The sequence below is a fragment of the Paenibacillus solani genome, assembly GCF_001277345.1.
GTDB classification, from domain to species: Bacteria; Bacillota; Bacilli; order Paenibacillales; family Paenibacillaceae; genus Paenibacillus_AQ; species Paenibacillus_AQ solani.
In genome coordinates, this window is record NZ_LIUT01000001.1 from 645,903 (window position 1) to 669,090 (window position 23,188).

20 protein-coding genes and 1 tRNA gene are annotated in these 23,188 nt (G+C 47.2%); 19 read left to right on the plus strand and 2 right to left on the minus strand.

Annotated features, from left to right (window positions below; all coding sequences use genetic code 11):
• Positions 1-61 precede the first annotated feature (61 nt).
• The 3 genes from AM231_RS02795 to AM231_RS29400 all read left to right on the plus strand — a co-directional run bounded on the left by AM231_RS02795 (position 62) and on the right by AM231_RS29400 (position 2,550).
• Entirely contained in the window at positions 62-505 is a 444-nt protein-coding gene (locus AM231_RS02795) for an acetyltransferase (RefSeq protein ID WP_054401266.1), read from the plus strand.
• Between the two features lie 552 nt (positions 506-1,057).
• Positions 1,058-2,014, plus strand: a complete 957-nt coding sequence (locus AM231_RS02800; RefSeq protein WP_054401267.1) for a copper amine oxidase N-terminal domain-containing protein — start codon at positions 1,058-1,060, stop codon at positions 2,012-2,014.
• Positions 2,015-2,403: 389 nt separating this feature from the next.
• Complete coding sequence (locus tag AM231_RS29400) at positions 2,404-2,550, plus strand: hypothetical protein (RefSeq protein ID WP_207383525.1); 147 nt, start codon at positions 2,404-2,406, stop codon at positions 2,548-2,550.
• 689 nt (positions 2,551-3,239) lie between these two features.
• On the opposite strand, the gene AM231_RS02805 is transcribed toward AM231_RS29400, so the two are convergent.
• Positions 3,240-3,313, minus strand: a tRNA-Arg gene (locus AM231_RS02805).
• Between the two features lie 356 nt (positions 3,314-3,669).
• On the opposite strand from AM231_RS02805, the gene AM231_RS02810 reads away from it, so the two are divergent.
• The 5 genes from AM231_RS02810 (at position 3,670) to ispG (ending at position 9,349) form a co-directional block, all read left to right on the plus strand.
• On the plus strand, positions 3,670-4,509 hold the full coding sequence (locus AM231_RS02810) for a hypothetical protein (RefSeq protein ID WP_054401268.1): 840 nt from the start codon (positions 3,670-3,672) through the stop codon (positions 4,507-4,509).
• A gap of 145 nt (positions 4,510-4,654) precedes the next feature.
• The gene (tig, locus tag AM231_RS02815) at positions 4,655-5,983 is read left to right on the plus strand and encodes a trigger factor (RefSeq protein WP_054401269.1); all 1,329 of its coding nucleotides are present in this window, start codon (positions 4,655-4,657) and stop codon (positions 5,981-5,983) included.
• A 272-nt stretch (positions 5,984-6,255) separates the two neighbouring features.
• On the plus strand, positions 6,256-6,846 hold the full coding sequence (gene clpP, locus AM231_RS02820) for an ATP-dependent Clp endopeptidase proteolytic subunit ClpP (protein ID WP_053489410.1): 591 nt from the start codon (positions 6,256-6,258) through the stop codon (positions 6,844-6,846).
• A 14-nt stretch (positions 6,847-6,860) separates the two neighbouring features.
• Positions 6,861-8,126: an ATP-dependent protease ATP-binding subunit ClpX gene (clpX, locus tag AM231_RS02825; RefSeq protein ID WP_054401270.1), complete on the plus strand. Its 1,266-nt coding sequence runs from the start codon at positions 6,861-6,863 to the stop codon at positions 8,124-8,126.
• Between the two features lie 113 nt (positions 8,127-8,239).
• Positions 8,240-9,349: a flavodoxin-dependent (E)-4-hydroxy-3-methylbut-2-enyl-diphosphate synthase gene (ispG, locus tag AM231_RS02830; protein ID WP_053489408.1), complete on the plus strand. Its 1,110-nt coding sequence runs from the start codon at positions 8,240-8,242 to the stop codon at positions 9,347-9,349.
• A gap of 266 nt (positions 9,350-9,615) precedes the next feature.
• Here ispG and AM231_RS28750 read toward each other — a convergent pair whose 3' ends face one another.
• Complete coding sequence (locus AM231_RS28750; protein ID WP_131724717.1) at positions 9,616-9,804, minus strand: hypothetical protein; 189 nt, start codon at positions 9,802-9,804, stop codon at positions 9,616-9,618.
• Between the two features lie 185 nt (positions 9,805-9,989).
• Between AM231_RS28750 and lonB the strand changes: the two genes are divergently transcribed.
• The 11 genes from lonB to hemB all read left to right on the plus strand — a co-directional run bounded on the left by lonB (position 9,990) and on the right by hemB (position 23,166).
• Positions 9,990-11,699: an ATP-dependent protease LonB gene (gene lonB / locus AM231_RS02835; protein WP_423212915.1), complete on the plus strand. Its 1,710-nt coding sequence runs from the start codon at positions 9,990-9,992 to the stop codon at positions 11,697-11,699.
• An 84-nt stretch (positions 11,700-11,783) separates the two neighbouring features.
• Positions 11,784-14,120, plus strand: a complete 2,337-nt coding sequence (lon, locus tag AM231_RS02840; protein WP_054401272.1) for an endopeptidase La — start codon at positions 11,784-11,786, stop codon at positions 14,118-14,120.
• Positions 14,121-14,137: 17 nt separating this feature from the next.
• A complete protein-coding gene (gene yihA, locus AM231_RS02845) occupies positions 14,138-14,782 on the plus strand; it encodes a ribosome biogenesis GTP-binding protein YihA/YsxC (protein WP_053489405.1) in 645 nt (214 codons plus the stop codon).
• A 213-nt stretch (positions 14,783-14,995) separates the two neighbouring features.
• A complete protein-coding gene (locus AM231_RS02850) occupies positions 14,996-15,586 on the plus strand; it encodes a hypothetical protein (RefSeq protein ID WP_053489404.1) in 591 nt (196 codons plus the stop codon).
• A 354-nt stretch (positions 15,587-15,940) separates the two neighbouring features.
• Complete coding sequence (gene speD, locus AM231_RS02855) at positions 15,941-16,339, plus strand: adenosylmethionine decarboxylase (protein WP_006208786.1); 399 nt, start codon at positions 15,941-15,943, stop codon at positions 16,337-16,339.
• Between the two features lie 328 nt (positions 16,340-16,667).
• A complete protein-coding gene (gene hemA, locus AM231_RS02860; RefSeq protein ID WP_054401273.1) occupies positions 16,668-18,071 on the plus strand; it encodes a glutamyl-tRNA reductase in 1,404 nt (467 codons plus the stop codon).
• Positions 18,072-18,089: 18 nt separating this feature from the next.
• Positions 18,090-18,920, plus strand: a complete 831-nt coding sequence (gene ccsA / locus AM231_RS02865) for a cytochrome c biogenesis protein CcsA (protein ID WP_053489402.1) — start codon at positions 18,090-18,092, stop codon at positions 18,918-18,920.
• Positions 18,921-18,925: 5 nt separating this feature from the next.
• The gene (locus AM231_RS02870) at positions 18,926-19,585 is read left to right on the plus strand and encodes a precorrin-2 dehydrogenase/sirohydrochlorin ferrochelatase family protein (RefSeq protein WP_054401274.1); all 660 of its coding nucleotides are present in this window, start codon (positions 18,926-18,928) and stop codon (positions 19,583-19,585) included.
• A gap of 3 nt (positions 19,586-19,588) precedes the next feature.
• Positions 19,589-20,545, plus strand: coding sequence for a hydroxymethylbilane synthase (gene hemC / locus AM231_RS02875; protein ID WP_053489400.1), 957 nt, complete (start codon positions 19,589-19,591; stop codon positions 20,543-20,545).
• A gap of 4 nt (positions 20,546-20,549) precedes the next feature.
• Positions 20,550-22,106 carry a uroporphyrinogen-III C-methyltransferase gene (gene cobA, locus AM231_RS02880; protein ID WP_054401275.1) on the plus strand — a complete coding sequence of 519 codons (1,557 nt, stop codon included), beginning with the start codon at positions 20,550-20,552 and terminating at the stop codon, positions 22,104-22,106.
• Between the two features lie 61 nt (positions 22,107-22,167).
• Positions 22,168-23,166, plus strand: coding sequence for a porphobilinogen synthase (hemB, locus tag AM231_RS02885; protein ID WP_054401276.1), 999 nt, complete (start codon positions 22,168-22,170; stop codon positions 23,164-23,166).
• Positions 23,167-23,188 lie beyond the last annotated feature (22 nt).

Sequence of the window (23,188 nt, forward strand, 5' to 3'; positions counted from 1 at the left end):
CAATTTTAACAATATCATGAATTTCGATATGATCTGCCGATTAGGAAGGAATGGATGAAAAATGACGTTGCGTATAGCGCCTTACACAGAAGAGTATCATGATCGGCTGGTGAAAATATGGCTTCATGCCGTATCCCAAACGCATGATTTCCTAACGGAGGAAGATATCCGGTTTTTTTATGAGATGATGCAAAATGGAGCATTGAGAGCCGTGGAGATCTGGGTGTGCTTAAATCCGGAACAGGAACCTATTGGATTTATAGGGCTGGATGGCCCCAAAATCGAAATGCTGTTTGTGGATCCCCTCCATCACGGCCAAGGCACGGGAACGAAACTGATCCGGCATGCCGAACAGCTGAAGGGGCGGAGGCTGCAAGTTGATGTGAATGAACAGAACCCCAAGGCCCATGCTTTTTATAAAAAATACGGCTTCGTGCAAATCGGCCGCTCCGAGCTGGATGGCTCAGGGAAGCCGTTTCCGCTTATTCACATGCTGCTGCAGTAAGGTCATGGAGCAGCGCAGGCTGAGCCCATCGATAGTCACAAGTATAACATTCTCAGCAAAAAACTCCGCGAGATTACTCGTAGAGTTTTTTCGTGGGAAGCGGCGCGCCAAACCGGCGCCAGCCGCGGTAGCGGCAGACGCCCACTTCTTCGTTGAACGAACTTCGATAGTCGTAATATCTTATCCAATTCGATAAAAAAGGGAGGAGCTAAGCTGGAGGGACTGGCCTTAGTTTATGAGACAGGAATCAAACTCTTTAAAGTATTAAGCAACCAGTTGCCGTAATCGATCTGACGAGTGGTTGTTTAGTTTTGTTTTAATATGAGACGGGTTACATTTTCAAACTTAATGTATATTCAGACCCTTAACCGTAGCTGCATTGTTTACCGATAGGTTATAAACAGTATCAATTAGATTATTTCATAAAAATATGTATACTTTTACCTGTTAATCACTTATATGAAATAGTATTATTTTACTAGGAAATAAGTCTTGGTGTTATCAATAGATGAACCATGCTGCCTAGATTCTACTCAAAAGGAGAGTGCTTGAATGAAAAAGAAGGTTATAATCATTACCACTCTGCTGCTTACACTTATCTCTTCAAGTGTAAGTGCGGACGCAAGAAAGAACGTTGTTGTCGATGGACAAGCCATTCTATTTGATCAAAATCCTATTGTTGTTAACGGTACTACTTTAGTTCAGTTCACACCTGTGTTTAAGAGGTTGGGAATAACCTCATCCTGGGATCAGCAGAAGAAGCAAGTTGTTGCATCTAAAGGTGGAACTAAAATTATCCTTAATGTTGGTAACAAAACTGCATATGTAAACGGTTCACCCATTCAACTTCAAGTCGCACCTACCGTTGTAGGGGGAAAAGTATTCGTACCATTAAGATTCATCAGTGAGGCGACGGGAGCATCATTGAACGTCAAAAACAATGGCAATATTATTGAGGTATTTAGTGGCAATGGTAATAATTTTACAAGTGCTCCTTCTGTAAACCAAACGTACGTACCGCCGACCAAACCAGTGACTCAGCCTTCTAAACCTAGTTCGTCAACACCCACACCTCAACAACTCCAAACCTATCTAAATCAAAATCATTCTATATTAGTCTCGGGTAGCAGTGCTTATGACGTATCGTATGATGCAGTTGTCAATGATAAAATGATTGTAGGCGTAAACTTTGATTTCGAAAACTACAAAACTCTAATCAATAATGCAATAGATGAAACTCACATTTTCAAACTAATCAAGCCTGTCGCACAAGACCTACAAACCAAATATGGCGCATACGATATAAACTTTATTTTGTACTTAGATTTTGACTCTCCAATCTATACTGATGTCTTTGGCTCCCAGAATATTGATGTCTTAAGTAATGGGTATTATCACATTCGTAAATCGAGTTTCTTTTTAAGCTATATTGCAACAACTAGAGAGTTTGACGGTTATTTCATCGACAATGAAGATGACTTGATCCCTATGTATAATACTACCTACTAAAAAAGTGCCCCCTAAATTCTGGGGGGGAGCCTTATTCATCAAATGTGTATTTGGGATTGAAGTGCACCCCTTAGAATAACATTGGAAAACCCTGGGTTGACCGATGAATTCTAGTGGGTGCATTTTTAATGGCTACTAAAAGTCATAAGTTTAAGGTTTAGGAACTGAAAATGGAGATTTTCGGCCTCCACGTAAAGGGAAAATGGACGTATTCAGCAGGTCAACGTTCGGTAGGGGAATACAAGATTAAGATCGGATGAAGCTGTGGATGTGCAAAAATAACGTGTCGTTTACCTATTGGATCAAAGAGGAAGGAGAAAGTAATATTTAGACGCAGCCATATGTTCAGTAGTTGAATCGAGAGAACACGATGGGAACTTGAAATTTGGATGCATGGCATATGTGTAACGGTTGATGTTCGTGATGTGAATCATTTAGGCTATTGTCGTCGCGATCCTAACGCAAGTGTATTCTGTGGCATTCAGGTGCTGATCGGTACAGCGGCTTTATTGGGCGAGGGGCGCGATGCCCATTGAATAAGCCCCTTGATCATGGGATGGGTATGTAGTTTTATTCATGCTTGCCTACCAGATGAAAGGACGAGCGGTTCGAGCTAAGCACGGTAATCCAACCGGGTTGATCCGGCATCTAGTCTAAAGAGGTACAGCGAAGATTTGAAATACTCCTGATTGCACGAACAAGAGTATCGCTCTCTATTTACATGAAGAAATCGGAGCGGGTTAGTGTTTGGCGATAGTTAAAGGATGGTTTGCAGAAGCTTTAGAGCAAGTGGGGGGCTGCGTTGCCTTAAAGGACTCAGGATCTATTAATTGAGGGAAAACGCTCGCCCTTTGTGTCCGTTAAATTCTAAATTAGCCATATTTGCTGAAATAACGAATCTACGGTTCGTTGAAGTTTGTGTTCTGTTTGGGATGTTGGGGAACTGCTATGGAGGTCATATGTCTGACTGTACCTTAGAAGAGAGACGCCCTCTGCAGGCCGACTGTGATATTATCCTCCCGAAGCGTATGCTCCGACGAGCCCCCTTGGGGTTTTCATCCTCACGGGACACAAAAAAAACGTCCCAGTCGGGGTACGGCCTTCCAGGCCGACTGCGAAGTCATCCTTCCGAAGCTTATGCTCCGACGAACCCAACCTGGGTTCATCACCCTTCTGGAATACGCAAAGAAGCCGCAAATTTTAACATTGGCGGCTTCCTTATTTACGTCCCAGAAGGGATTCGAACCCCTGACCGACGGCTTAGAAGGCCGTTGCTCTATCCAGCTGAGCTACTGGGACACAGAATTTTTTCAAGCAAAAAATATATTATCATATACCTTGGGAGAATACAACCATTTTTTTATCACCATGAATTTGAAGTCACAAGATTATGAGTCCATCCTTCCGGGTTATATTGATAAGGTATAATGGGAGCTACGTACATATGGGATATTTTATCAATGCTGAGCGACTGAAAGCTTGTCATTAATTCGCTTTTTTAAACTTGGCATTACATATGCTATAATCAACGAAAAATAAAACAGGACCAGAAAGGAGGTGTCCTTATCAAGGACTCTTACTCCCAAGAACAAGAGGACAAGAACATCATCCTGTTTCCGAAGACGCTGGATTATTACCAGATTCAGCTTACGGTTATGCTCGAGAATGAACGTTATGGCGAGGCGATGGAAGTTCTTCGTTTTTTGCTGAAGTGCGGCGGACAGAATGAACGGAATTATGATGAGTGGAAATCCCTTCTTGAATGGCTGGAAGCGGCATTTCCGGAGCAGGCGGCACCTCGCTCAGCTGACGCTGAACCCGATCCAGAAGAGGAACCGGATGAAGCGGATATGGCAAAGCAATTGGTTAAGGAAAAAGCAGCTCAGGATGCCGGATATGCCGACAAGCTGCTGGACTCTGTGATGAACGGCCCCTTGACAGAACAGACCATTTTGGCGCTGGAGCAGCTTGCCTATTTGGAGCGTCCGGAAATCGATGCGGTATTGGTGGAGTGGCTCCACGATACGCCCCTTCACCCGCTTTTACAATTTCGGGTGCTTCAAACTCTCCGAAGAAGAGGAATGGAAGGGCAGGTTCGTCTTCACCGTGGACAAGAAGCCGTTGAGATTGAGATTGAAACGGTACCCCTGGATCCGGGAGGATTTCCAGCTGCAATTTCGAAAATATTGGAGCGCGTTGCAAATCAGACCGAGGTGCATGAGCCGACGCTGTTTTATTTTGCCCAGGAATTATGGTCCCAGTTCATTATGGCGATTTATGGAACCGAGGATTACCATTCGATGCTGGATGAAGAAGAATCGACATTGGATATTTGGGCGGCAGCGCTTCATGATATCGTGTCGGAGAGTCTGAAGGGGTTTCGAAATGAAGATGAGATTCGCCCGCTGTACGGCATAACAGACACCATGCGATTCCGCTATGAGGGGGCCTATCGGTCTCTTAAGCAATTTGTGGCTGCAGGTGTGGAGGATTAGCACGAATTGGAAAACGTTTACCGCATCGTAGCATAAGGGTTCGCCCTTGAAAAAGAATATAATGTTGTTTATACTATAGTGGTTATTCGGTACGTGATACATTATTACGTCGACCACGTGAATTATTTTGGAGGGGAAAGCATAAATGAAAGCAACTTGGGAAAAAATAGAGAAGAACCTTGGTGTTCTTGAAGTTGAGGTAGATGCAGAACGCGTTGCATCCGCTCTTGACAAAGCTTTTAATAAAGTAGCAAAAAAAGCAAATGTACCTGGATTCCGCAAAGGTAAAGTGCCTCGGCCGGTTTTTGAAGCTCGTTATGGTGTTGAGAGCTTGTACCAGGATGCCATCGACATCCTTCTTCCGGAAGTATACGGCGAAGCTGTAGAACAGGCAGATATCTTCCCTGTGGATCGTCCGGATGTGGAAATCGAGCAATTCGGCAAAGGTCAATCTTTCAAGTTCAAAGCTAAAGTAACCGTGAAGCCGGAAGTTAAGCTTGGCGATTACAAAGGTATCGAAGTAGCACCTGTAACTGCTGAAGTTTCTGATGAGGAATTGACTGAAGAGTTGGAGCGCTTGCAGCAGCGTCATGCGGAGCTTACTGTTATCGACGAAGGAGCTTCCCAATCGGGCGATATCGTCGTGATCGACTTCGACGGTTCTGTTGATGGTGTTCCTTTCGAAGGCGGACAAGCTGAGCGCTATTCTCTCGAGCTTGGAAGCAACAGTTTCATCCCTGGTTTTGAAGATCAAGTTGTCGGTATGGCAACAGGGGACTTCAAGGACGTGGAAGTTACATTCCCTGAGACATATCACGCTGAAGAGTTGGCTAACAAACAAGCCGTCTTTAAAGTGAAAGTACATGAAATCAAGCGCAAGCAGCTTCCTGAGCTGGATGATGAATTCGCTAAAGACGTTAGCGAATTTGATACGCTTGACGAGTACAAGGAAGATCTGAAGAAGCAGCTGCTGGCTCGTAAGGAGCAAGAAGCTCAAGGCGTTCGCGAGAACGAAGTTGTTGAAAAAGCAGCAGCAAACGCTGAAATTGAAATTCCAGATGCTATGATTCAATCCGAAGTTCAAAACATGATGCGCGATTTCGACAACCGTCTTCGCCAGCAAGGCATGAACTTGGAAATGTTCCTTAGCTTCTCCGGTCAAAGCAATTCCGATCTGGAAGAGCAAATGAAGGACGATGCGGCTAAGCGTGTTCGCAACAATCTCGTTCTGGAGCAAATCGCAAAAGAAGAGAAGCTTGAAGTTTCCGAAGAGGAAATCAACAAAGAGCTCGAAAACATGGCTGACACGTATAAGCGTCCCGTTGATGAAATCCGCAGCATTCTAGGTGCTAATGGATCCCTTGACAGTCTTCGTGAAGAATTGCTTCTTCGCAAAACGATCGACTTCTTGCTTGAGAACAGCGTAGAAGGCGCACCTGTTGAGAAGAAAGAAGATGCAGCATCTGAAGAATAATAAATAGGCGTCTGCAAGGTCGCCTCACATTCGATAAGGCACGTACATATCATGCGTGCCTTATTTTTACCTAACAATAGCCAATTGGGTACTAGTTATGACATGAAATGGTTATTAAATTCGACATACATAAACAGGACAAGCAGGCTGGATATAATCCAAGCGAAATTCATAGGATGTAAAAAGGGTTAAAAAATGACATGGAGCTTTGAACATGTTAGAATAACTTTTGTAACGCTGCAGTATATTTTCAAGGAAAAGAGGTTGGTCGCATGAGTCTTGTACCTATGGTTGTTGAGCAAACCAGTAGAGGCGAAAGATCTTACGATATCTACTCAAGATTACTGAAGGATCGCATTATTTTCCTCAGCAGTGCGATCGATGACGATGTTGCCAATCTTGTTATTGCCCAGCTGCTGTTTTTGGCTGCGGAAGATCCGGAAAAGGATATCTCTTTGTACATCAATTCCCCTGGCGGTTCGGTAACGGCCGGGATGGGTATATATGATACGATGCAGTTAATTAAGCCAGATGTGTCAACCATTTGTGTTGGCATGGCCGCCAGCATGGGATCATTGCTGCTTACAGCCGGAGCACCAGGCAAGCGCTATGCTCTTGAGAACAGTGAAGTAATGATTCACCAGCCGCTCGGGGGCATTCAAGGTCAGGCATCTGATATCCAAATCCATGCAGATTGGATCATCAAGACCAGACATAAGTTGAATCAAATCTATGTGGATCGTACAGGTCAGCCCCTTGAAAAAATCGAACGCGATACGGACCGCGACTTTTTTATGAGCGCGGACGAAGCGAAGGCGTACGGTATTATCGATGATGTTCTGTCTTCACCGACCAAATCTTAAGGGGTGGTAAAAGCATGTTTAAATTTAACGATGACAAAGGGCAGCTGAAATGCTCCTTCTGCGGTAAATCCCAGGAGCAGGTCCGCAAGCTTGTTGCGGGGCCCGGTGTTTATATATGCGACGAATGCATTGACTTGTGTTCCGAAATCGTCGAGGAAGAGCTTGGCCATGAAGAAGAAGTGGATCTGAAGGATATTCCGAAACCACGTGAGATTCGGGACATTCTGGATCAATACGTAATCGGACAGGATCAAGCGAAGAAATCTCTTTCTGTTGCCGTTTATAACCACTATAAACGTATCAACACCCAGAGCAAGATTGAGGATGTTGAACTGCAAAAGAGTAATATTTTGATGCTTGGACCTACAGGTTCCGGTAAGACATTGCTTGCCCAAACGATGGCTAAGATTCTCAATGTTCCGTTTGCTATTGCAGATGCAACTTCACTGACCGAAGCCGGTTATGTGGGTGAGGATGTTGAGAACATTTTGCTGAAGCTGATTCAAGCTGCGGATTATGACGTGGAAAAAGCGGAACGCGGCATTATCTATATTGATGAGATCGATAAAGTGGCCCGTAAATCGGAGAATCCATCCATTACGCGTGACGTTTCCGGTGAAGGGGTTCAGCAGGCTTTGCTGAAAATCTTGGAAGGAACCGTTGCATCTGTACCTCCGCAAGGTGGCCGCAAGCATCCGCACCAAGAATTTATCCAAATCGATACGACAAACATCCTGTTCATTTGCGGTGGCGCATTTGACGGATTGGAGCAATACATTAAACGTCGGATCGGTAAGAAGGTTATCGGGTTTAATGCTTCCGGCGAAAGCCAGAAGGAATTGAAACCAGGTGAGTACCTCACGATGGTCCTACCTGAAGATCTGCTTAAATTTGGATTGATTCCCGAGTTCGTTGGACGTTTGCCAGTAGTATCTACCCTTGAGCCGCTGGATGAAGCTACATTGGTGCGTATTCTGTCCGAGCCGAAAAACGCTTTGACGAAACAATACCAAAAGCTGCTTGAGTTTGACAACGTCAACCTCAAATTTGAGCCAGGCGCTCTTGAAGCGATTGCCCGTGAAGCGATTAAGCGAAACACTGGTGCACGTGGACTGCGCTCCATTATTGAAGGCATCATGCTTGATGTGATGTATGAAGTGCCGTCCAGAGACGACATCAAGGATTGTGTCATTACGGAGCAGGTTGTTCGGGATAAAATTATCCCAGAACTTCAAGTCAAAAGTGACGAAGACGACAAGAAACAAGAAGAAAGCGCCTAATGCCCTTTAGGGTGTTAGACGTGGAATAAATCTACGCTGATTCTCCACTTTCAGTTATGCCCAAAGGGGCTTGCTGGAGTGGAGCTTTGGCGTTATATGGGAGAGATCGTACCATGTTTTTGAGACAAGACACACGGCCTGTCAAGGTGGGGAACCTCACCATTGGGGGAAAGAACGAAGTCATTATTCAAAGCATGTGCACCACCAAAACCGCAGATGTGGAGGCAACCGTTGCGGAGATCCTTCGTTTGGAAGAAGCCGGATGTCAGATCGTCCGGGTAACGGTAAATAATGAGGAAGCAGCTGCGGCCATCAAGGAAATCAAGAAACGTATTCATATTCCACTCGTTGCCGATATCCATTTCAACTATAAGCTTGCACTGATTGCGATCGAGAACGGTATTGATAAGGTTCGGATCAATCCGGGGAATATCGGTAAGCGTGAGAAAGTTGAAGCTGTTGTGAAGGCGTGCAAAGAGAAGGGGATTCCGATTCGGATCGGGGTAAACGCTGGTTCCCTGGAGAATCATCTCCTTGAAAAATACGGATATCCTACACCTGAAGCTATGGTGGAGAGTGCTTTGTATCATATCGGCATCCTCGAAGAACTGGATTTCCACGATATTATCGTGTCCCTGAAGGCATCGGATGTGCCGATGGCGATTGCAGCGTATACTAAGGCAGCGGAAGTAATTCCATATCCTCTTCATCTTGGAATTACCGAAGCGGGTACTTTGTTCTCGGGTACTGTGAAGAGTGCTGCTGGTCTCGGCGCCCTGCTGTCGCTTGGTATTGGCAGTACGATGAGAATCTCCTTGAGTGCCGATCCTGTGGAAGAGATCAAAGTCGGACGGGAGCTTCTCAAATCCTTCGGTTTGATCTCAGATGCGGCCACCTTGGTATCTTGCCCGACTTGCGGACGGCTTGATATCGACTTGTTCTCCATTGCCAATGAGGTTGAGGAGTACATCTCGAAGATTAAAGTGCCGATCAAGGTTTCCGTACTGGGTTGTGCCGTGAACGGTCCCGGCGAGGCCCGGGAAGCAGACATCGGTATTGCCGGTGCTCGCGGCGAAGGCCTGCTCTTCCGTTATGGTGAAATGATTCGCAAGGTTCCGGAAGAAACCATGGTGGAAGAGCTTAAGAAGGAAATTGATCATATTGTGAAGGTGTACGAGGAAACGGGCGAAATCCCGGGCCGCAAGCACAAATCCACGGTGTAAGTTTGATCACTAAGTTATTGGAATATCCGCTTATATTAAAACGGCAGTCTCTGGGATTGGAGAGACTGCCGTTTTGTTGTTTTGTAAAGGGGAGACAAGGTATATCCTAAAAAATTCTTTGAACGGTCTAAAGTGTAGAAATGACAAACAGAACAAGTAGTCCAGCTCGTTGATTTCGGATGCACGGTAAATGTAGAAGTCCGTTTCAATGGTGTGTTTTACAGTGACTATCCATTGCTCTTTACTGAGCTTCTTTTTTATGAAGCTCAGTTCTTCCCTCTCCCCACCCCCACGATGAAGAAGGATGCCATGCGCCGCATCAGCGGAGCGGACGAATCGATTCCGGAGAAGCGAAGCGGTCGCCTTTGTTGCCGAATTTCTACCTTGGTATCCCCATTCATGAAATTCGGAAACAACAGCGATCGGAGGAACGATACGTACGCGGAGCGTCTCACTTAAACGTCCCGCTTATGAGTCCAACTTACGCATCCTACTTAAGCGTCTCCATACACTTTTTGATACTTTTCCGCCTCCAGCGTTTTACCATCCAAGGAATCGGCAATACTACCATGTATTAACGCTTTGGATGAAGACATATGGAATACAGGAGGAATGACTTGTGAATTTAAGTATCGTGATTATGCTGGTGCAGCTGTTCTTTGCAGTCATCATCGGCATTTATTTTTGGAACTTATTGCGTGGACAGAAGACGAGCAAAACAGCGGTAGATCGTGAATCGCGAAAGGAACTCGATAAATTACGCAAGCTTCGGTCGGTATCCTTAACGAAACCGCTGGCCGAGAAAACAAGGCCGCAAACGATGGATGACATTGTGGGACAAAAGGACGGCTTGCGCGCGTTGAAGGCGGCGCTATGCAGTGCGAATCCACAGCATGTCATTGTATACGGTCCACCGGGGGTCGGTAAGACTGCTGCTGCTCGCGTGGTGATGGAGGAAGCGAAGAAGAACCCGCAATCCCCGTTCAAATATGATGCAAAATTCACCGAGATTGACGCCACTACGGCCCGCTTCGATGAACGCGGAATTGCCGACCCGCTTATTGGATCGGTTCATGATCCGATTTATCAAGGTGCGGGTGCGATGGGCGTAGCAGGTATTCCTCAACCGAAGCCAGGTGCTGTGACCAAGGCACACGGAGGAATTCTGTTTATTGACGAAATTGGGGAATTGCATCCTATTCAGATGAATAAGCTGTTAAAAGTGCTGGAGGACCGCAAGGTGCTGCTGGAAAGTGCGTATTATAATTCTGAGGATGCCAACACGCCTGCCTATATACACGACATTTTTCAAAATGGACTTCCGGCAGATTTTCGACTGGTCGGTGCCACGACGCGTTCACCGGAAGAAATTGCTCCTGCACTTCGTTCACGCTGCATGGAGATTTTTTTCCGTCCGCTTCTGCCTGAAGAGATTGGGAAGATCGCAGAGGACGCCATTCAAAAAATCGGTTTGAATGCCGCTCCCGCAGCAGTGGAAGTTGTGAAGCAGTACTGCTCCAACGGCCGTGAAGCGGTTAATATGATTCAATTGGCTGCCGGACTTGCTCTGACCGAGAAGCGAGATGCTCTTAGCGCAGGGGATTTAGAGTGGGTGGCTAGCAGCAGCCAGCTTCAGCCAAGGCCCGACCGGAAAATACCGGAGAAGCCTCAAGTTGGCGTAGTAAACGGGTTGGCCGTATACGGTCCCAATATGGGGGCGCTGCTCGAAATAGAAGTGTCTGCAGTTCCTGTTGAGAAGGGACGGGGAATATATAATATTACAGGCGTTGTGGATGAAGAGGAATTTGGCGGGGGTTCGCGGAAGCTGCGCCGTAAGAGTATGGCCAAAGGCTCGATCGAGAATGTCTTGACCGTTCTGGGCTCGATGGGCTTTACCCCTAAAAACTATGATCTGCATATCAATTTTCCTGGAGGAACACCAATTGACGGCCCTTCGGCGGGTATTGCAATGGCGACGGCGATCGTATCGGCTATTAAAGGAATTGAAGTCGACAATAAGGTCGCGATGACCGGCGAGATGAGCATCCATGGAAAGGTGAAGCCAATTGGCGGAGTCATAGCTAAAGTAGAAGCGGCATTTCAAGCTGGGGTAACCCGCGTGATCATTCCCAAGGACAATTGGCAGACGTTATTTCAAGATTTGAGCGGCGGCTTACGGGTCATCCCGGTAGAATCGGTAGATGAGGTATTCGGTCATATTTTTGGAGGAGCGTTCACTCCCGAGGTGGTGCAGCTCCCAGGGAACGAGATTTTTCCAACCTCTTCTGCTTCATTGCTGCAGGCCACACCTCCACGCAATGGTAAAATTACGGATGCTGGTGGATGTTAAGTTTCATATGGTTGGTTTTTTATACGCAGATTTGATAAAATAGGAATAGTGTCAACATTGAGAGCCATTGGAGGTGCGAAAGCGATGGGACCCAGTAAATCCAAAGGTCGTCGTTTTCCTTTACTGCCTTTGAGAGGTCTTCTTGTCTATCCAAGCATGGTGCTTCACTTGGATGTAGGCAGGGAGAAATCGGTAAAGGCTTTAGAAAAAGCGATGGTTGAAGACAATTTGATTCTCCTATGTTCTCAATCGGAAGTGAACATTGAAGAGCCTACGCAGGATGATATTTTTCGGATTGGCACAGTTGCGAATGTACGCCAGATGCTTAAACTTCCGAACGGTACCATACGTGTGCTAGTGGAGGGTATGGAACGGGCGGAGGTTATAGAATATACGGATCAAGAGGAATACTATGAGGTCATTGCCCGGGAGCTTCCTGAGGAGGAGAACCATGACCCTGAAGTGTCCGCACTCATGCGAACCGTACTGTCCCAGTTTGAGAATTACATCAATTTGTCGAAGAAGGTGACGCCAGAGACACTCGCGGCCGTTTCCGATATTGATGAGCCGGGCAGACTGGCTGACGTGATTACAAGTCATCTGTCACTGAAGATCAAAGATAAGCAAGAAATTCTCGAAACAATTGACGTTCGCAAACGGCTCGAGAAACTTCTAGATATACTGAATAATGAGCGTGAAGTGCTGGAATTGGAGCGCAAAATCAACCAGCGCGTTAAGAAGCAAATGGAGAAGACCCAGAAGGAATACTATTTGCGTGAGCAGATGAAGGCCATCCAAAAAGAGCTTGGCGACAAGGAAGGCCGTGCAGGAGAAGTAGAGGAGCTTCGAAGCCAGCTGGAGGAGCTTGAACTGCCGGAGCGCGTTCAGGAGAAGGTTGAGAAGGAGATTGACCGACTCGAGAAAATGCCGTCGAGCTCTGCCGAAGGCGGCGTGATTCGGAATTATGTCGATTGGCTGCTGGGGCTGCCTTGGAGTAACAAGACCGAAGACGATCTGGACATCGTTAAAGCGGAGCAAGTGCTGGACGAGGATCATTACGGTCTGGAAAAACCGAAGGAACGCGTGCTTGAATATTTAGCGGTCCAGAAGCTGGTGAAGAAGATGAAGGGGCCAATTTTGTGCTTGGTTGGCCCTCCTGGCGTCGGTAAAACATCGCTCGCCAGGTCAATTGCACGCTCTTTGGAACGCAAATTCGTTCGTGTATCTTTGGGCGGAGTAAGGGACGAGGCTGAAATTCGTGGACACCGCCGCACGTATGTAGGAGCCATGCCTGGACGTATCATTCAAGGCATGAAGACGGCGGGTTCGATGAATCCCGTGTTTCTGCTGGATGAAATCGATAAGATGGCATCCGACTTCCGCGGTGACCCGTCTTCCGCGCTGCTTGAAGTGCTGGATCCCGAGCAGAACAATACGTTCAGCGATCATTTCGTGGAAATTCCTTTTGACCTGTCCAACGTCATGTTTGTCACGACGGCGAACGTGCTTCATAACATTCCGAGGCCGCTTCTGGACCGGATGGAAGTGCTGAACATTCCAGGCTATACCGAACTGGAGAAATTGCAGATCGCCAATCGTTATTTGCTGCCTAAACAGAAGAGTGAGCACGGGTTAGCACCGGAGCAGCTAGTTCTGGATGAGGAAGCGCTGATGAAGGTAATTCGGGAGTATACCCGTGAATCCGGAGTGCGGAATCTGGAGCAGCAAGTGGCTGCGCTGTGCCGCAAAGTCGCCAAACAGATCGTAACGAATCAATCGGAATCCATTGAGATTAAGGCAGACGATATTAAGGAATATCTTGGAATTGCGAAGTTCCGCTACGGCATGGCCGAACTTGAGGATCAAGTGGGCACGGTAACAGGACTTGCCTGGACGGAGGTCGGCGGCGAGACGCTGACCATTGAAGTAACCGTGGTGCCTGGTACCGGCAAGTTGACTTTGACAGGGAAGCTTGGCGATGTAATGAAGGAATCGGCTCAAGCCGCCTTCAGTTTTACCCGCTCGAAAGCGGTGGAATTGGGCATTGATCCGGATTTCCATGAGAAGCTTGATGTCCATATCCATATCCCTGAGGGCGCTATTCCGAAGGATGGTCCTTCAGCCGGTATTACGATTGCGACAGCGTTGATCTCATCCTTAACGAAACGGCATGTAGTCCGTGATGTGGCGATGACAGGAGAAATTACACTTCGGGGACGCGTTCTGCCAATTGGCGGCTTGAAAGAGAAATCATTGGCAGCTCACCGTGCCGGCTACAAAAAAATATTACTCCCTAAGGATAACGAACGTGACTTGCGTGATATACCTGACAGCGTGAAGAACGACGTGGAGTTCGTTCCGGTATCCCATATGGATCAGGTTCTGGAGCACGCGCTCGTTGAACAAACGGGAGTGCACTAGAGAGGAAAGTCTAAGTTATGAAAGTTACGAAGGCCGAGTTTGTCATCAGTGCTGTCGTACCTGCTCAATATCCTGATGACGCCTTGCCGGAGATTGCTCTGGCAGGGCGTTCCAACGTGGGCAAGTCATCACTGATTAACCGAATGATATCTCGCAAGAACCTGGCGCGCACTAGTGCGACACCAGGGAAAACACAGCAGCTCAATTATTATCGGGTGAATGATGATCTGTATCTGGTTGATTTCCCGGGCTATGGTTATGCGAAGGTATCCAAAACCCAGCGTGCGGCGTTTGGCGAAATGATTGAGAGATACCTGCTCAGCCGTGAAGAGCTGAAGCTCGTATTACTTATAGTAGACATGCGTCACCCGCCGTCAAAAGACGATATCAGCATGTATGAATGGCTGCAGCATTACAACCGTCCAGTGTGCGTAGTCGCGACCAAGGCGGATAAAATTCCGAAGACGCGCCGCCAGAAGCATGTAAAAATCGTGAAAGAAACACTCGGGTTCAAACCCTATCATTCATTCGTCATGTTTTCATCCGAGCTAGGTCTGGGTAAAGATGAATTATGGGCCATTATGGAGTCTCATATGGGGACTAAGGAAACAAAGGCAGAGCCGGCTCTTGAGTCGGATAGGGAAGGCAGCGAACCAGTCTGAACTGGTTCGTTTTGTTGTGATTTTTTCAAGGTAACACAGGGATTCGGTGCATTCTTCATAGGAAAGTGAGCATCATGCGGGAAATGTTAGCTTGATTCCGGCTAATTCCGTTTTTTTATGAAATATGATGGATAATCTCGTTCGGACGGCAAGAAATACCGCTGGCGTCTGCTGTATAATGGTAATAAGTTAAAAGAATTGAGGGAGATTTTTATGGCTCAGCGGTTAGCCACAGAATATGTTAATGCCACAATGCAAATGACGGACATTCAAATGGATCAATTTCTGCAATATAACCAAGCTTTCCGGATATCGAACCGGGTGAAAGTGATGGACAGCGGAGAGCAGGTATTCGTGCTCGAAGATGAAAGCGGGGAAGAAGTTCATTTGCCCTTTGAACGCAAGAATGGCTTGTACGTCTGTGAGCTGTCGTGCCGATTGGTTACTCCCCATCTGACTAATGCCGTACGGAAACTGTTTGCGGCCTTTAGTGGATCAGGCAGAGTGAATCGGATCTATCGCGGCTTTACGATGAGCTACGACTATCATGTAGGAACGGTGCATAGAATTACTCAGATCGCCGGGGACGACAGCATCGTCATCTACGAGTACAAGAATACAGCTGGTGAGCTGCAGCGTCTCTTCAACAGTAATGAAGCAGAGAAAGAGATTGAATCCATCCAGCGCAATATTAATGTGCTTCTGGATCAGCGGATTGCAGCAGGAAATGATAAACTAAAAACGACGACGATCGATGAACGTCTGCGAAGATTTAATCAACGTCTATTCGTTCTTGAGGCTTAAGCGGCTGCCCTGAATAGGGCGGCTTTTTTATTTATTGTCAATACATAGATTCTCGAAATTATGTGTACACGTGAGATAAATCTTTGTTTATGCTCAATTAAACCGGGGGATTCACCATATCGTTCAAACCCACATATATTGAGCTGTAAAATATTTATTGGGTATTTTTGAAAAAGGTGTTGCAATTAAACGTTATAGATGTTATTTTTAATCTCGTTGAAAAGAATATAGGAACCAGGATTCACTCAGGACATGTAATGTTGCGAGAGATTATTCCCTCGGGAAGTGAATGACGTAGGTCCTAGCGGATGAAATTTTCAAATATTTTATTCCTAGGAAGGGGGAAACCGGAAGATGGAATACTCAACTTTCGGAAGACACGTTGCTGTTGATACTTGGGGTGTCGATTTTGAACTATTGAACAGTGCAGAATTTTTGCAAGCTCAGATGGTGGAAGCCGCTGAAGCATGTGGAGCAACGGTGTTGTCTGTCCAATCCAAGCAGTTTGAACCACAAGGTGCGACTGTGCTGGTGTTGCTGTCGGAAAGCCATCTCTCGATTCACACATACCCTGAGAGAGGGTTCGCTGCGATTGACTGTTATACCTGTGGGGAGACAGTAGATCCGCAGTTGGCTATTGACTATCTGGTATCCGCTTTGAAACCTGAAAAATGCTATGCTAAAAAGCTCGTGCGCGGACTCGGCGAAATGACCGTGGAAACGCCAGAGATGAAACAGGCTGAGCTCGTTTAAATTGGCCAACTAATCAAATGTGTATATTGATAACCATGGAGATTTCCATGGTTATTTATTTTGTATGGGTATGAAGCCAGGCAGTTGTTTTCGTAATCATGAATTCGTAACAATTCGTACGTATATCTAAGTTGTTCTATATCCACAATAGTAAGGTGCAATCTTTTGGAAAAGTAAGCTTGTTCTTGGAATGAAGAAGTATGGGGATTTCATAAACATTTCATAAAATAGACAAGGCTGCTCAGCATACTGTGATATAATGAACAGAGTAAAGAACAGTATGTCTATACGGCAAAACTACTCGGAGAAATAGGCAGGTGAACATGCAATGCACATCGTCGTTGTTGGGTTGAATTATCGTACAGCGCCCGTGGAAGTCAGAGAACGGTTTACATTCTCGGAAGATGACATGCCAAAGGCATTAGAACAGCTTAATTCGACCAAGAGCGTATTGGAGGGCGTCATTGTCGCTACCTGCAACCGGACTGAGATTTATGTTGTGGTAGATCGCCTTCATATGTGCGGCTACTTTATCCGCAGTTTTATGGAACAGTGGTTCGGCATTAATCGTGAAGAATTTACACAACATCTCTATATATATGAAGACGAACAAGCTATTTCCCATCTGTTTAAGGTCACCTGCGGTTTGGATTCCATGGTCATTGGAGAAACGCAGATTCTTGGACAGGTGCGTAATGCTTTTTTGACGTCACAGAAGCATAATGCGACAGGAACCTGGTTCAATATGTTATTTAAACAAGCTGTTACGCTCGGCAAGCGGGCTCATTCGGAGACATCAATCGGCGAAAGTGCCGTCTCTGTCAGTTATGCTGCAGTTGAGCTGGGCAAACGGATTTTTGGTGCGTTCCACAATAAGAAGGTCATGATTCTCGGCGCAGGCAAAATGAGCGAGCTTACCGTGAAGCATCTGTATGCCAATGGTGCCGCAGAAGTGATCGTAGCTAACCGCACGCTCACTAGAGCAGAGGAGTTGGCACGCAAATTCAAAGGAACGCCTTGTACCATAAACGAAGCGATCCATTCGTTGAATGAAGTGGATATCATTATCAGCTCCACCGGTTCTAATGAATATGTGCTCAATGCGGAACGGGTTAAGGAGAGCATGAAGAAACGGCCATCCCGTCCGTTGTTCATGATTGATATTGCAGTACCACGTGATATTGATCCGGCAGTAGGCGATCTCTCGAATGTATTCTTATACGATATTGATGATTTAGAAGGCATTGTAGAGACCAATATGGAAATGCGCCGGGTGGAAGCTGCGAAGATTGAAGTGATGATTCAAGAAGAAATGGATGCCTTTCACACCTGGCTGAAGACGCTTGGCGTCAGACCGGCCATCCGGGCCTTACAGGAAAAATCAAATGCCATTCATGAAGAAACCATGGAAAGTCTGTTCAACAAGCTTCCGGAACTGGATGAACGCCAGCGAAAAGTCATTCGTCGTTTGACCAAGAGCATCGTGAACCAGATGATGCATGATCCTATTAACCGGATCAAGGAAATGACGGGCGGTAAGCAGGGCGGCGAAGCACTGGATTATTTTTCACAAATTTTTGCATTAGAAAGCCTGATTCATGAGAATGAGCAGCGTGCCAGCCGTCACAAGAAAGCTACTCCCGCCATTGAAGCTGAACGAACAAAGAATGCTTCGGATCAGCAGGCAGAAGAGAAGCCGCTGAAGGTGACTCTGGCTCCTGCCACCCTTTGAGGAGGGTGAGGGTAGCCTATGTTGTTAAATATCATTTATATCACCGGCATTTGTATCTATGCCCTGAGCCTTCTGTTTTATATCTCGGATTGCATTTCACGCAATTCGGTGGCGAAGCGGATAGGCACAGGGCTTCTTGCCATTACTGCACTTTTTCAACTAGTGGGGATCGGTATCAGAGCGATGGAGGGCGGGCATTTCCATTTCCCTGTCTTTACATTGTTTGATTTCTTGTACCTGCTGGCTTTCTGTATATCGATCACTTCAATAGCCCTGACGTACATGAAGCTCTCGGAATTTGCCGTTCTATTGATAAACCTTGTGGGATTTAGCGTCATGCTGATTAATCGTTTGTGGTTTACGGCAGGCGATAATGCGCTGTCCAGCTGGGAGACAGAGCACCGTCTTTTGCTAGTTCATATCGCGCTAGCTAGTGTCAGCTTTGCCGCTTTGACGGTAGGCGCGGTGTTTGCGGCCATCTACATGTTCCTGCATCGCAAGTTGAAGCACAAGCAATGGAATGATACGATTCGCAGGTTGCCAAGCCTTGAGAAGCTGGATGATTACTCCTATAAAGCGCTGATGGCCGGAACGATTATTTTGGTGCTATCGCTCATCCTGGCAGTCCTGTCGGTAGTCATGGCTGGACGATGGGCTTTGTTATTGGATATCAAAGTGATGTCTACTCTGACGGCGCTGGCGATGTATATTGTCTATTTTATTAAACGTCGTTTATGGAGAAGATCCGGCAGAGAAACAGCCATATGGGCTTTGATCGGATATGGTTTTATTATATTGAACTTTTTTCTGAATACGTGGTCTGCTTTTCACAGCTGGTCAGGAGTGTGAGGACAGTGACGGAGGATCATCAGTATTTGCCCGTACTGCTGAATTGCAAGGGGCGATCATGCTTGATTATCGGCGGCGGCAAGGTGGCGGAACGTAAAGCCATCCATCTGCTGGACGTCGGAGCAAGCGTACATATAGTAAGCCCCGTATTACGAAGCGAGACGCTTCAACGTTTGGCGAATAAGAATGTCCTTAGGTGGACCAAGCGGGAGTATCAAGCAGATGATTTGACAGGCGTCTTTTTGGTTTATGCAGCCACCGATGACAGCAAGCTGAACCTGGAAATTGCGGCGAATGCCGATCGGCTCGGTGTGCTTGTGAATATAGCCAGCCATGGCGAGAAGGGAACGTTTATCACTCCGGCAGTGCTGCGTAGGGGAAGGCTGACTCTGGCTGTATCTACATCAGGAGCCGGCCCGAGGGCCGCACGTGATATACTTCAGCAGCTTGAAGAACAGTTCGGACCGGAGTATGAGGAATATTTGGATTTTTTATACGAGATGCGTACGATGATTAAGCAAGAGGTAGCGTGCAAAGATGCACGCAGCCGATTATTAGACAAAGTATACGGCATCGACTTGCTCGGCGAGATTCGCCTAGGAGGTTATGAGCCTTGGAATGCGGATAAAATGAAACAATGGATTGAGATTAATCGGGAGGAATGAAACATGCGCACAATCGTAGTTGGCAGTAGACAAAGTGTTTTGGCACTAACACAGACGGGACAGGTTATTGATGATCTAAAGCGGTTAGCTAAGGAGCATGGGCTTGAATATGACTTCACCATCAAGAAAATTGTCACAAAAGGCGACCGTATCCTGGATGTAACCCTCTCCAAAGTAGGCGGTAAAGGCCTGTTTGTTAAAGAAATTGAGCAGGCCATGTTAGATGGCGAGATTGATATGGCGGTTCACAGTATGAAAGATATGCCATCTGTTCTGCCCGAAGGTCTCGTGTCGGGTGCCGTGCCGGCAAGAAAGGATCCTCGCGATTGTCTGATCTCCAAAGAAGGGACAACGCTGGATGATCTTCCTCAAGGTGCCAAGGTGGGGACAAGCAGTCTGCGCCGATCCAGCCAGTTGAAAGCTTATCGACCTGATCTGCAGATTCATTGGATTAGAGGGAATATCGATTCTCGTATTCGCAAAATGGAAGATGGCGAATTTCAAGCTATTATCCTCGCGACCGCAGGTCTGCAACGCATGGGATGGGAAGACCGGATTACTTCGTACCTGCCGGTTGAGATTAGTTTGCCTGCTGTGGGCCAGGGCGCACTTGGAATTGAATGTCGTGAAAGCGATGCGGAGCTGCTGCATTTGCTATCTTTATATAATGATGAAGTAACTGCGAGGACTGTTGCAGCCGAACGGAAATTTTTAAGTGAGCTGAACGGTGGATGCCAGGTGCCGATTGGAGCTTATGCTGTTCTGAAGAATGGGGAAGCAAGTGATTCTCGTGGAGCGCAAAAAGTTATACAATTGACAGGAATGGTTGGTTCCCCCGATGGCGAAATTGTGTTGAAGGAAAGCGCCGAAGGAACTGATCCTGAATCGCTCGGAGCCGAAGTAGCAGCGAAGTTGAGAGCTAAAGGAGCGGAGAAGATACTGGCACAAGTTAGGGGATGAGGGGATGGCAGGCAAGGTTTATCTAGTTGGAGCAGGTCCAGGCGATGCGCGCCTGATTACGATCAAAGGGAAGGAATGCATTGAAAAAGCGGATGTCGTGGTGTATGACCGGTTAGCCAGTCCCCGGCTGCTAAAGTGGATGAAGCCGGGAGCAGAGAAGGTTTATGTGGGTAAGCTGCCGGATCGACACACGATGAAGCAGGAACAGATTAATCAGCTGCTTGTTGATTTTGCCCTGGAAGGCAAGACAGTCGTCCGTTTAAAGGGCGGAGATCCAACCATATTCGGACGGGTCGGTGAAGAAGCAGAACTCTTATACCGGAACGGGATTATGTATGAGATCGTACCGGGAATTACCTCGTCGATCAGTGTGCCTGCTTATGCCGGCATTCCCGTAACGCATCGTGATCATGCCTCTTCCCTATCTATCATTACAGGGCACGAGAGTCCAGAGAAGCTGGATCGGATGATTCAATGGGATAAGGTCACCAATGCTACAGGAACACTCATATTTATGATGGGTGTTGCCAAGATCGGATATATCAGCGGCCAGCTTATGAAGCACGGCAGGCCGCCCGAAACACCGGTAGCTCTTATAAGATGGGGAACGCGGGCGGAGCAGGATACACTGACCGGAACGCTGGCTGACATTGAGGAGCGGGTCAAGGCAGCAGACTTCCAACCACCTGCTGTAATCGTAGTAGGAGAAGTGGTGCTTCAGCGGGAGCATCTGAAGTGGGCAGAACGGCTGCCTCTGTTCGGCACCAGGATTCTGGTTACTAGAGCCAGAAGCCAGGCCAGCGCTTTGGTTTCCCAAATAGAGGATCTGGGGGGAGAACCTTATGAATTCCCTGTCATCCAAACAGTGATGCCAACAAGGGAAGAGACCCTTGAGGGCGTTCAACAGGCACTGGACAAGCTCCAGTCCTATGATTGGGTATTCTTTACGAGCGTAAATGGAGTGGAATTCTTCTTCCGCCACTTGAAGGAAAGAGGACAGGACATTCGTTCCCTAGCCTCTGCTCGCATCGTAGCCGTCGGCCCAGGGACGGCCAATGCGCTTGGAAACTACGGCATTGCAGCTGAAGTTCTTAAGGAGCGTTACCAGGCCGAAGGCATTATCGATGCATATAGCGCTGAGCTGCAGCCGGGTCAGCACGTCCTGCTCCCCCGTGGTGACCTGGCACGCAGCTGGCTGCCTGAGAAGCTGACGGAAATGGGATTGCATGTAACGGAAGCTGTGATTTATGAGAACGTGCTATGCGGTGAAGATGATGATGAGCTCTTGAAGCTGCTTCAAGAAGGCGGAATTCACGCCGTTACGTTCACTAGTTCCTCTACCGTTACCAATCTGCTGCAAGTACTGAAAGGAATGGGCGTAGAGCATCCTGCCGAACTGTTGAAAGGATCAACGATTGCTTGCATCGGACCTTTAACTGCTCAGACGGCAGAGGAGGCCGGTCTGCATGTGTCCATTCACGCAGAGGAAGCAACAATTGACAGTCTCGTGAAAGCTCTTTGTGATTGGAACGAAAATAATCCACGCCGAATTAAGCCATAATATCCTATTAAACTTTTATAAAATATGATCTATAAAGCACATCATCAGGAGGGATAACGTCATGAGTTTTCCAATCGTACGTCATCGCCGGCTTCGTCAAAATGCCGGCATTCGCAGCATGGTCCGTGAGACCGTGCTTCATACAGAGGATCTGGTTCAGCCGATCTTCGTTACCTACGGTAGCGGCGTGAAAAATGAAATTTCCTCGATGCCGGGCGTCTACCATTTTTCGCTCGATACCTTGAAAGAGGAAGTAGATGAAATCGTTAGCCTGGGTATTCCTGCTGTGCTTCTGTTTGGCATTCCAGAGACCAAAGACAGTGTAGGTACTTCGGGTTTTGCGGATGAAGGAATCGTTCAAGAAGCTACGCGTCTTATCAAGTCATGGTATCCTGATCTGCTAGTCATTGCGGATACATGCCTGTGCGAGTTCACGGATCACGGACATTGCGGCATGGTGCATACCTTCGAGCGTGACGGCCACATCTGCGGCGATGTATTAAATGACGAGTCGCTGGAGCTGCTCGTTCGTACAGCGGTCTCCCAGGCGAAAGCGGGAGCTGATATCATTGCGCCTTCTAATATGATGGACGGATTTGTTCAAGCCATTCGTTCGGGGCTTGACGAAGCCGGATTTTACAACGTGCCGATCATGTCGTATTCGGTTAAATACGCTTCCGCTTTTTATGGACCGTTTCGTGAAGCTGCCGATTCTGCACCGCAATTCGGGGACCGCAAAACCTATCAGATGGATCCGGCCAATGTAAGGGAGGCTCTTCGCGAAGCGGAGACCGACGTGCTGGAGGGCGCGGATATGCTGATGGTGAAACCGGCGATGGCATATCTGGATATTGTCAGATTGCTTCGGGACCAGTTTGATCTGCCGATTGTTGCTTACAATGTGAGTGGCGAATACTCCATGATTAAGGCGGCTGCTCAGCAGGGTTGGATCAGCGAGCAGGCGATCGTGATGGAGCTGCTGACCGGAATGAAGCGTGCCGGAGCTGACATCATCATTACGTATTTCTCGAAGGATGCTGCACGTTGGATGCGCGGCTAGACCATTATCGACTAAAGAGTTA

What these genes read in the sequence shown, in the direction of transcription:
- AM231_RS02795 (WP_054401266.1), top strand. Translation starts at nt 62, where the DNA reads ATGACGTTGCGTATAGCGCCTTACACAGAAGAGTATCATGATCGGCTG.
- AM231_RS02800 (WP_054401267.1), top strand. Translation starts at nt 1,058, where the DNA reads ATGAAAAAGAAGGTTATAATCATTACCACTCTGCTGCTTACACTTATC.
- AM231_RS29400 (WP_207383525.1), top strand. Translation starts at nt 2,404, where the DNA reads ATGCATGGCATATGTGTAACGGTTGATGTTCGTGATGTGAATCATTTA.
- AM231_RS02810 (WP_054401268.1), top strand. Translation starts at nt 3,670, where the DNA reads ATGCTCGAGAATGAACGTTATGGCGAGGCGATGGAAGTTCTTCGTTTT.
- tig (WP_054401269.1), top strand. Translation starts at nt 4,655, where the DNA reads ATGAAAGCAACTTGGGAAAAAATAGAGAAGAACCTTGGTGTTCTTGAA.
- clpP (WP_053489410.1), top strand. Translation starts at nt 6,256, where the DNA reads ATGAGTCTTGTACCTATGGTTGTTGAGCAAACCAGTAGAGGCGAAAGA.
- clpX (WP_054401270.1), top strand. Translation starts at nt 6,861, where the DNA reads ATGTTTAAATTTAACGATGACAAAGGGCAGCTGAAATGCTCCTTCTGC.
- ispG (WP_053489408.1), top strand. Translation starts at nt 8,240, where the DNA reads ATGTTTTTGAGACAAGACACACGGCCTGTCAAGGTGGGGAACCTCACC.
- lonB (WP_423212915.1), top strand. Translation starts at nt 9,990, where the DNA reads ATGCTGGTGCAGCTGTTCTTTGCAGTCATCATCGGCATTTATTTTTGG.
- lon (WP_054401272.1), top strand. Translation starts at nt 11,784, where the DNA reads ATGGGACCCAGTAAATCCAAAGGTCGTCGTTTTCCTTTACTGCCTTTG.
- yihA (WP_053489405.1), top strand. Translation starts at nt 14,138, where the DNA reads ATGAAAGTTACGAAGGCCGAGTTTGTCATCAGTGCTGTCGTACCTGCT.
- AM231_RS02850 (WP_053489404.1), top strand. Translation starts at nt 14,996, where the DNA reads ATGGCTCAGCGGTTAGCCACAGAATATGTTAATGCCACAATGCAAATG.
- speD (WP_006208786.1), top strand. Translation starts at nt 15,941, where the DNA reads ATGGAATACTCAACTTTCGGAAGACACGTTGCTGTTGATACTTGGGGT.
- hemA (WP_054401273.1), top strand. Translation starts at nt 16,668, where the DNA reads ATGCACATCGTCGTTGTTGGGTTGAATTATCGTACAGCGCCCGTGGAA.
- ccsA (WP_053489402.1), top strand. Translation starts at nt 18,090, where the DNA reads ATGTTGTTAAATATCATTTATATCACCGGCATTTGTATCTATGCCCTG.
- hemC (WP_053489400.1), top strand. Translation starts at nt 19,589, where the DNA reads ATGCGCACAATCGTAGTTGGCAGTAGACAAAGTGTTTTGGCACTAACA.
- cobA (WP_054401275.1), top strand. Translation starts at nt 20,550, where the DNA reads ATGGCAGGCAAGGTTTATCTAGTTGGAGCAGGTCCAGGCGATGCGCGC.
- hemB (WP_054401276.1), top strand. Translation starts at nt 22,168, where the DNA reads ATGAGTTTTCCAATCGTACGTCATCGCCGGCTTCGTCAAAATGCCGGC.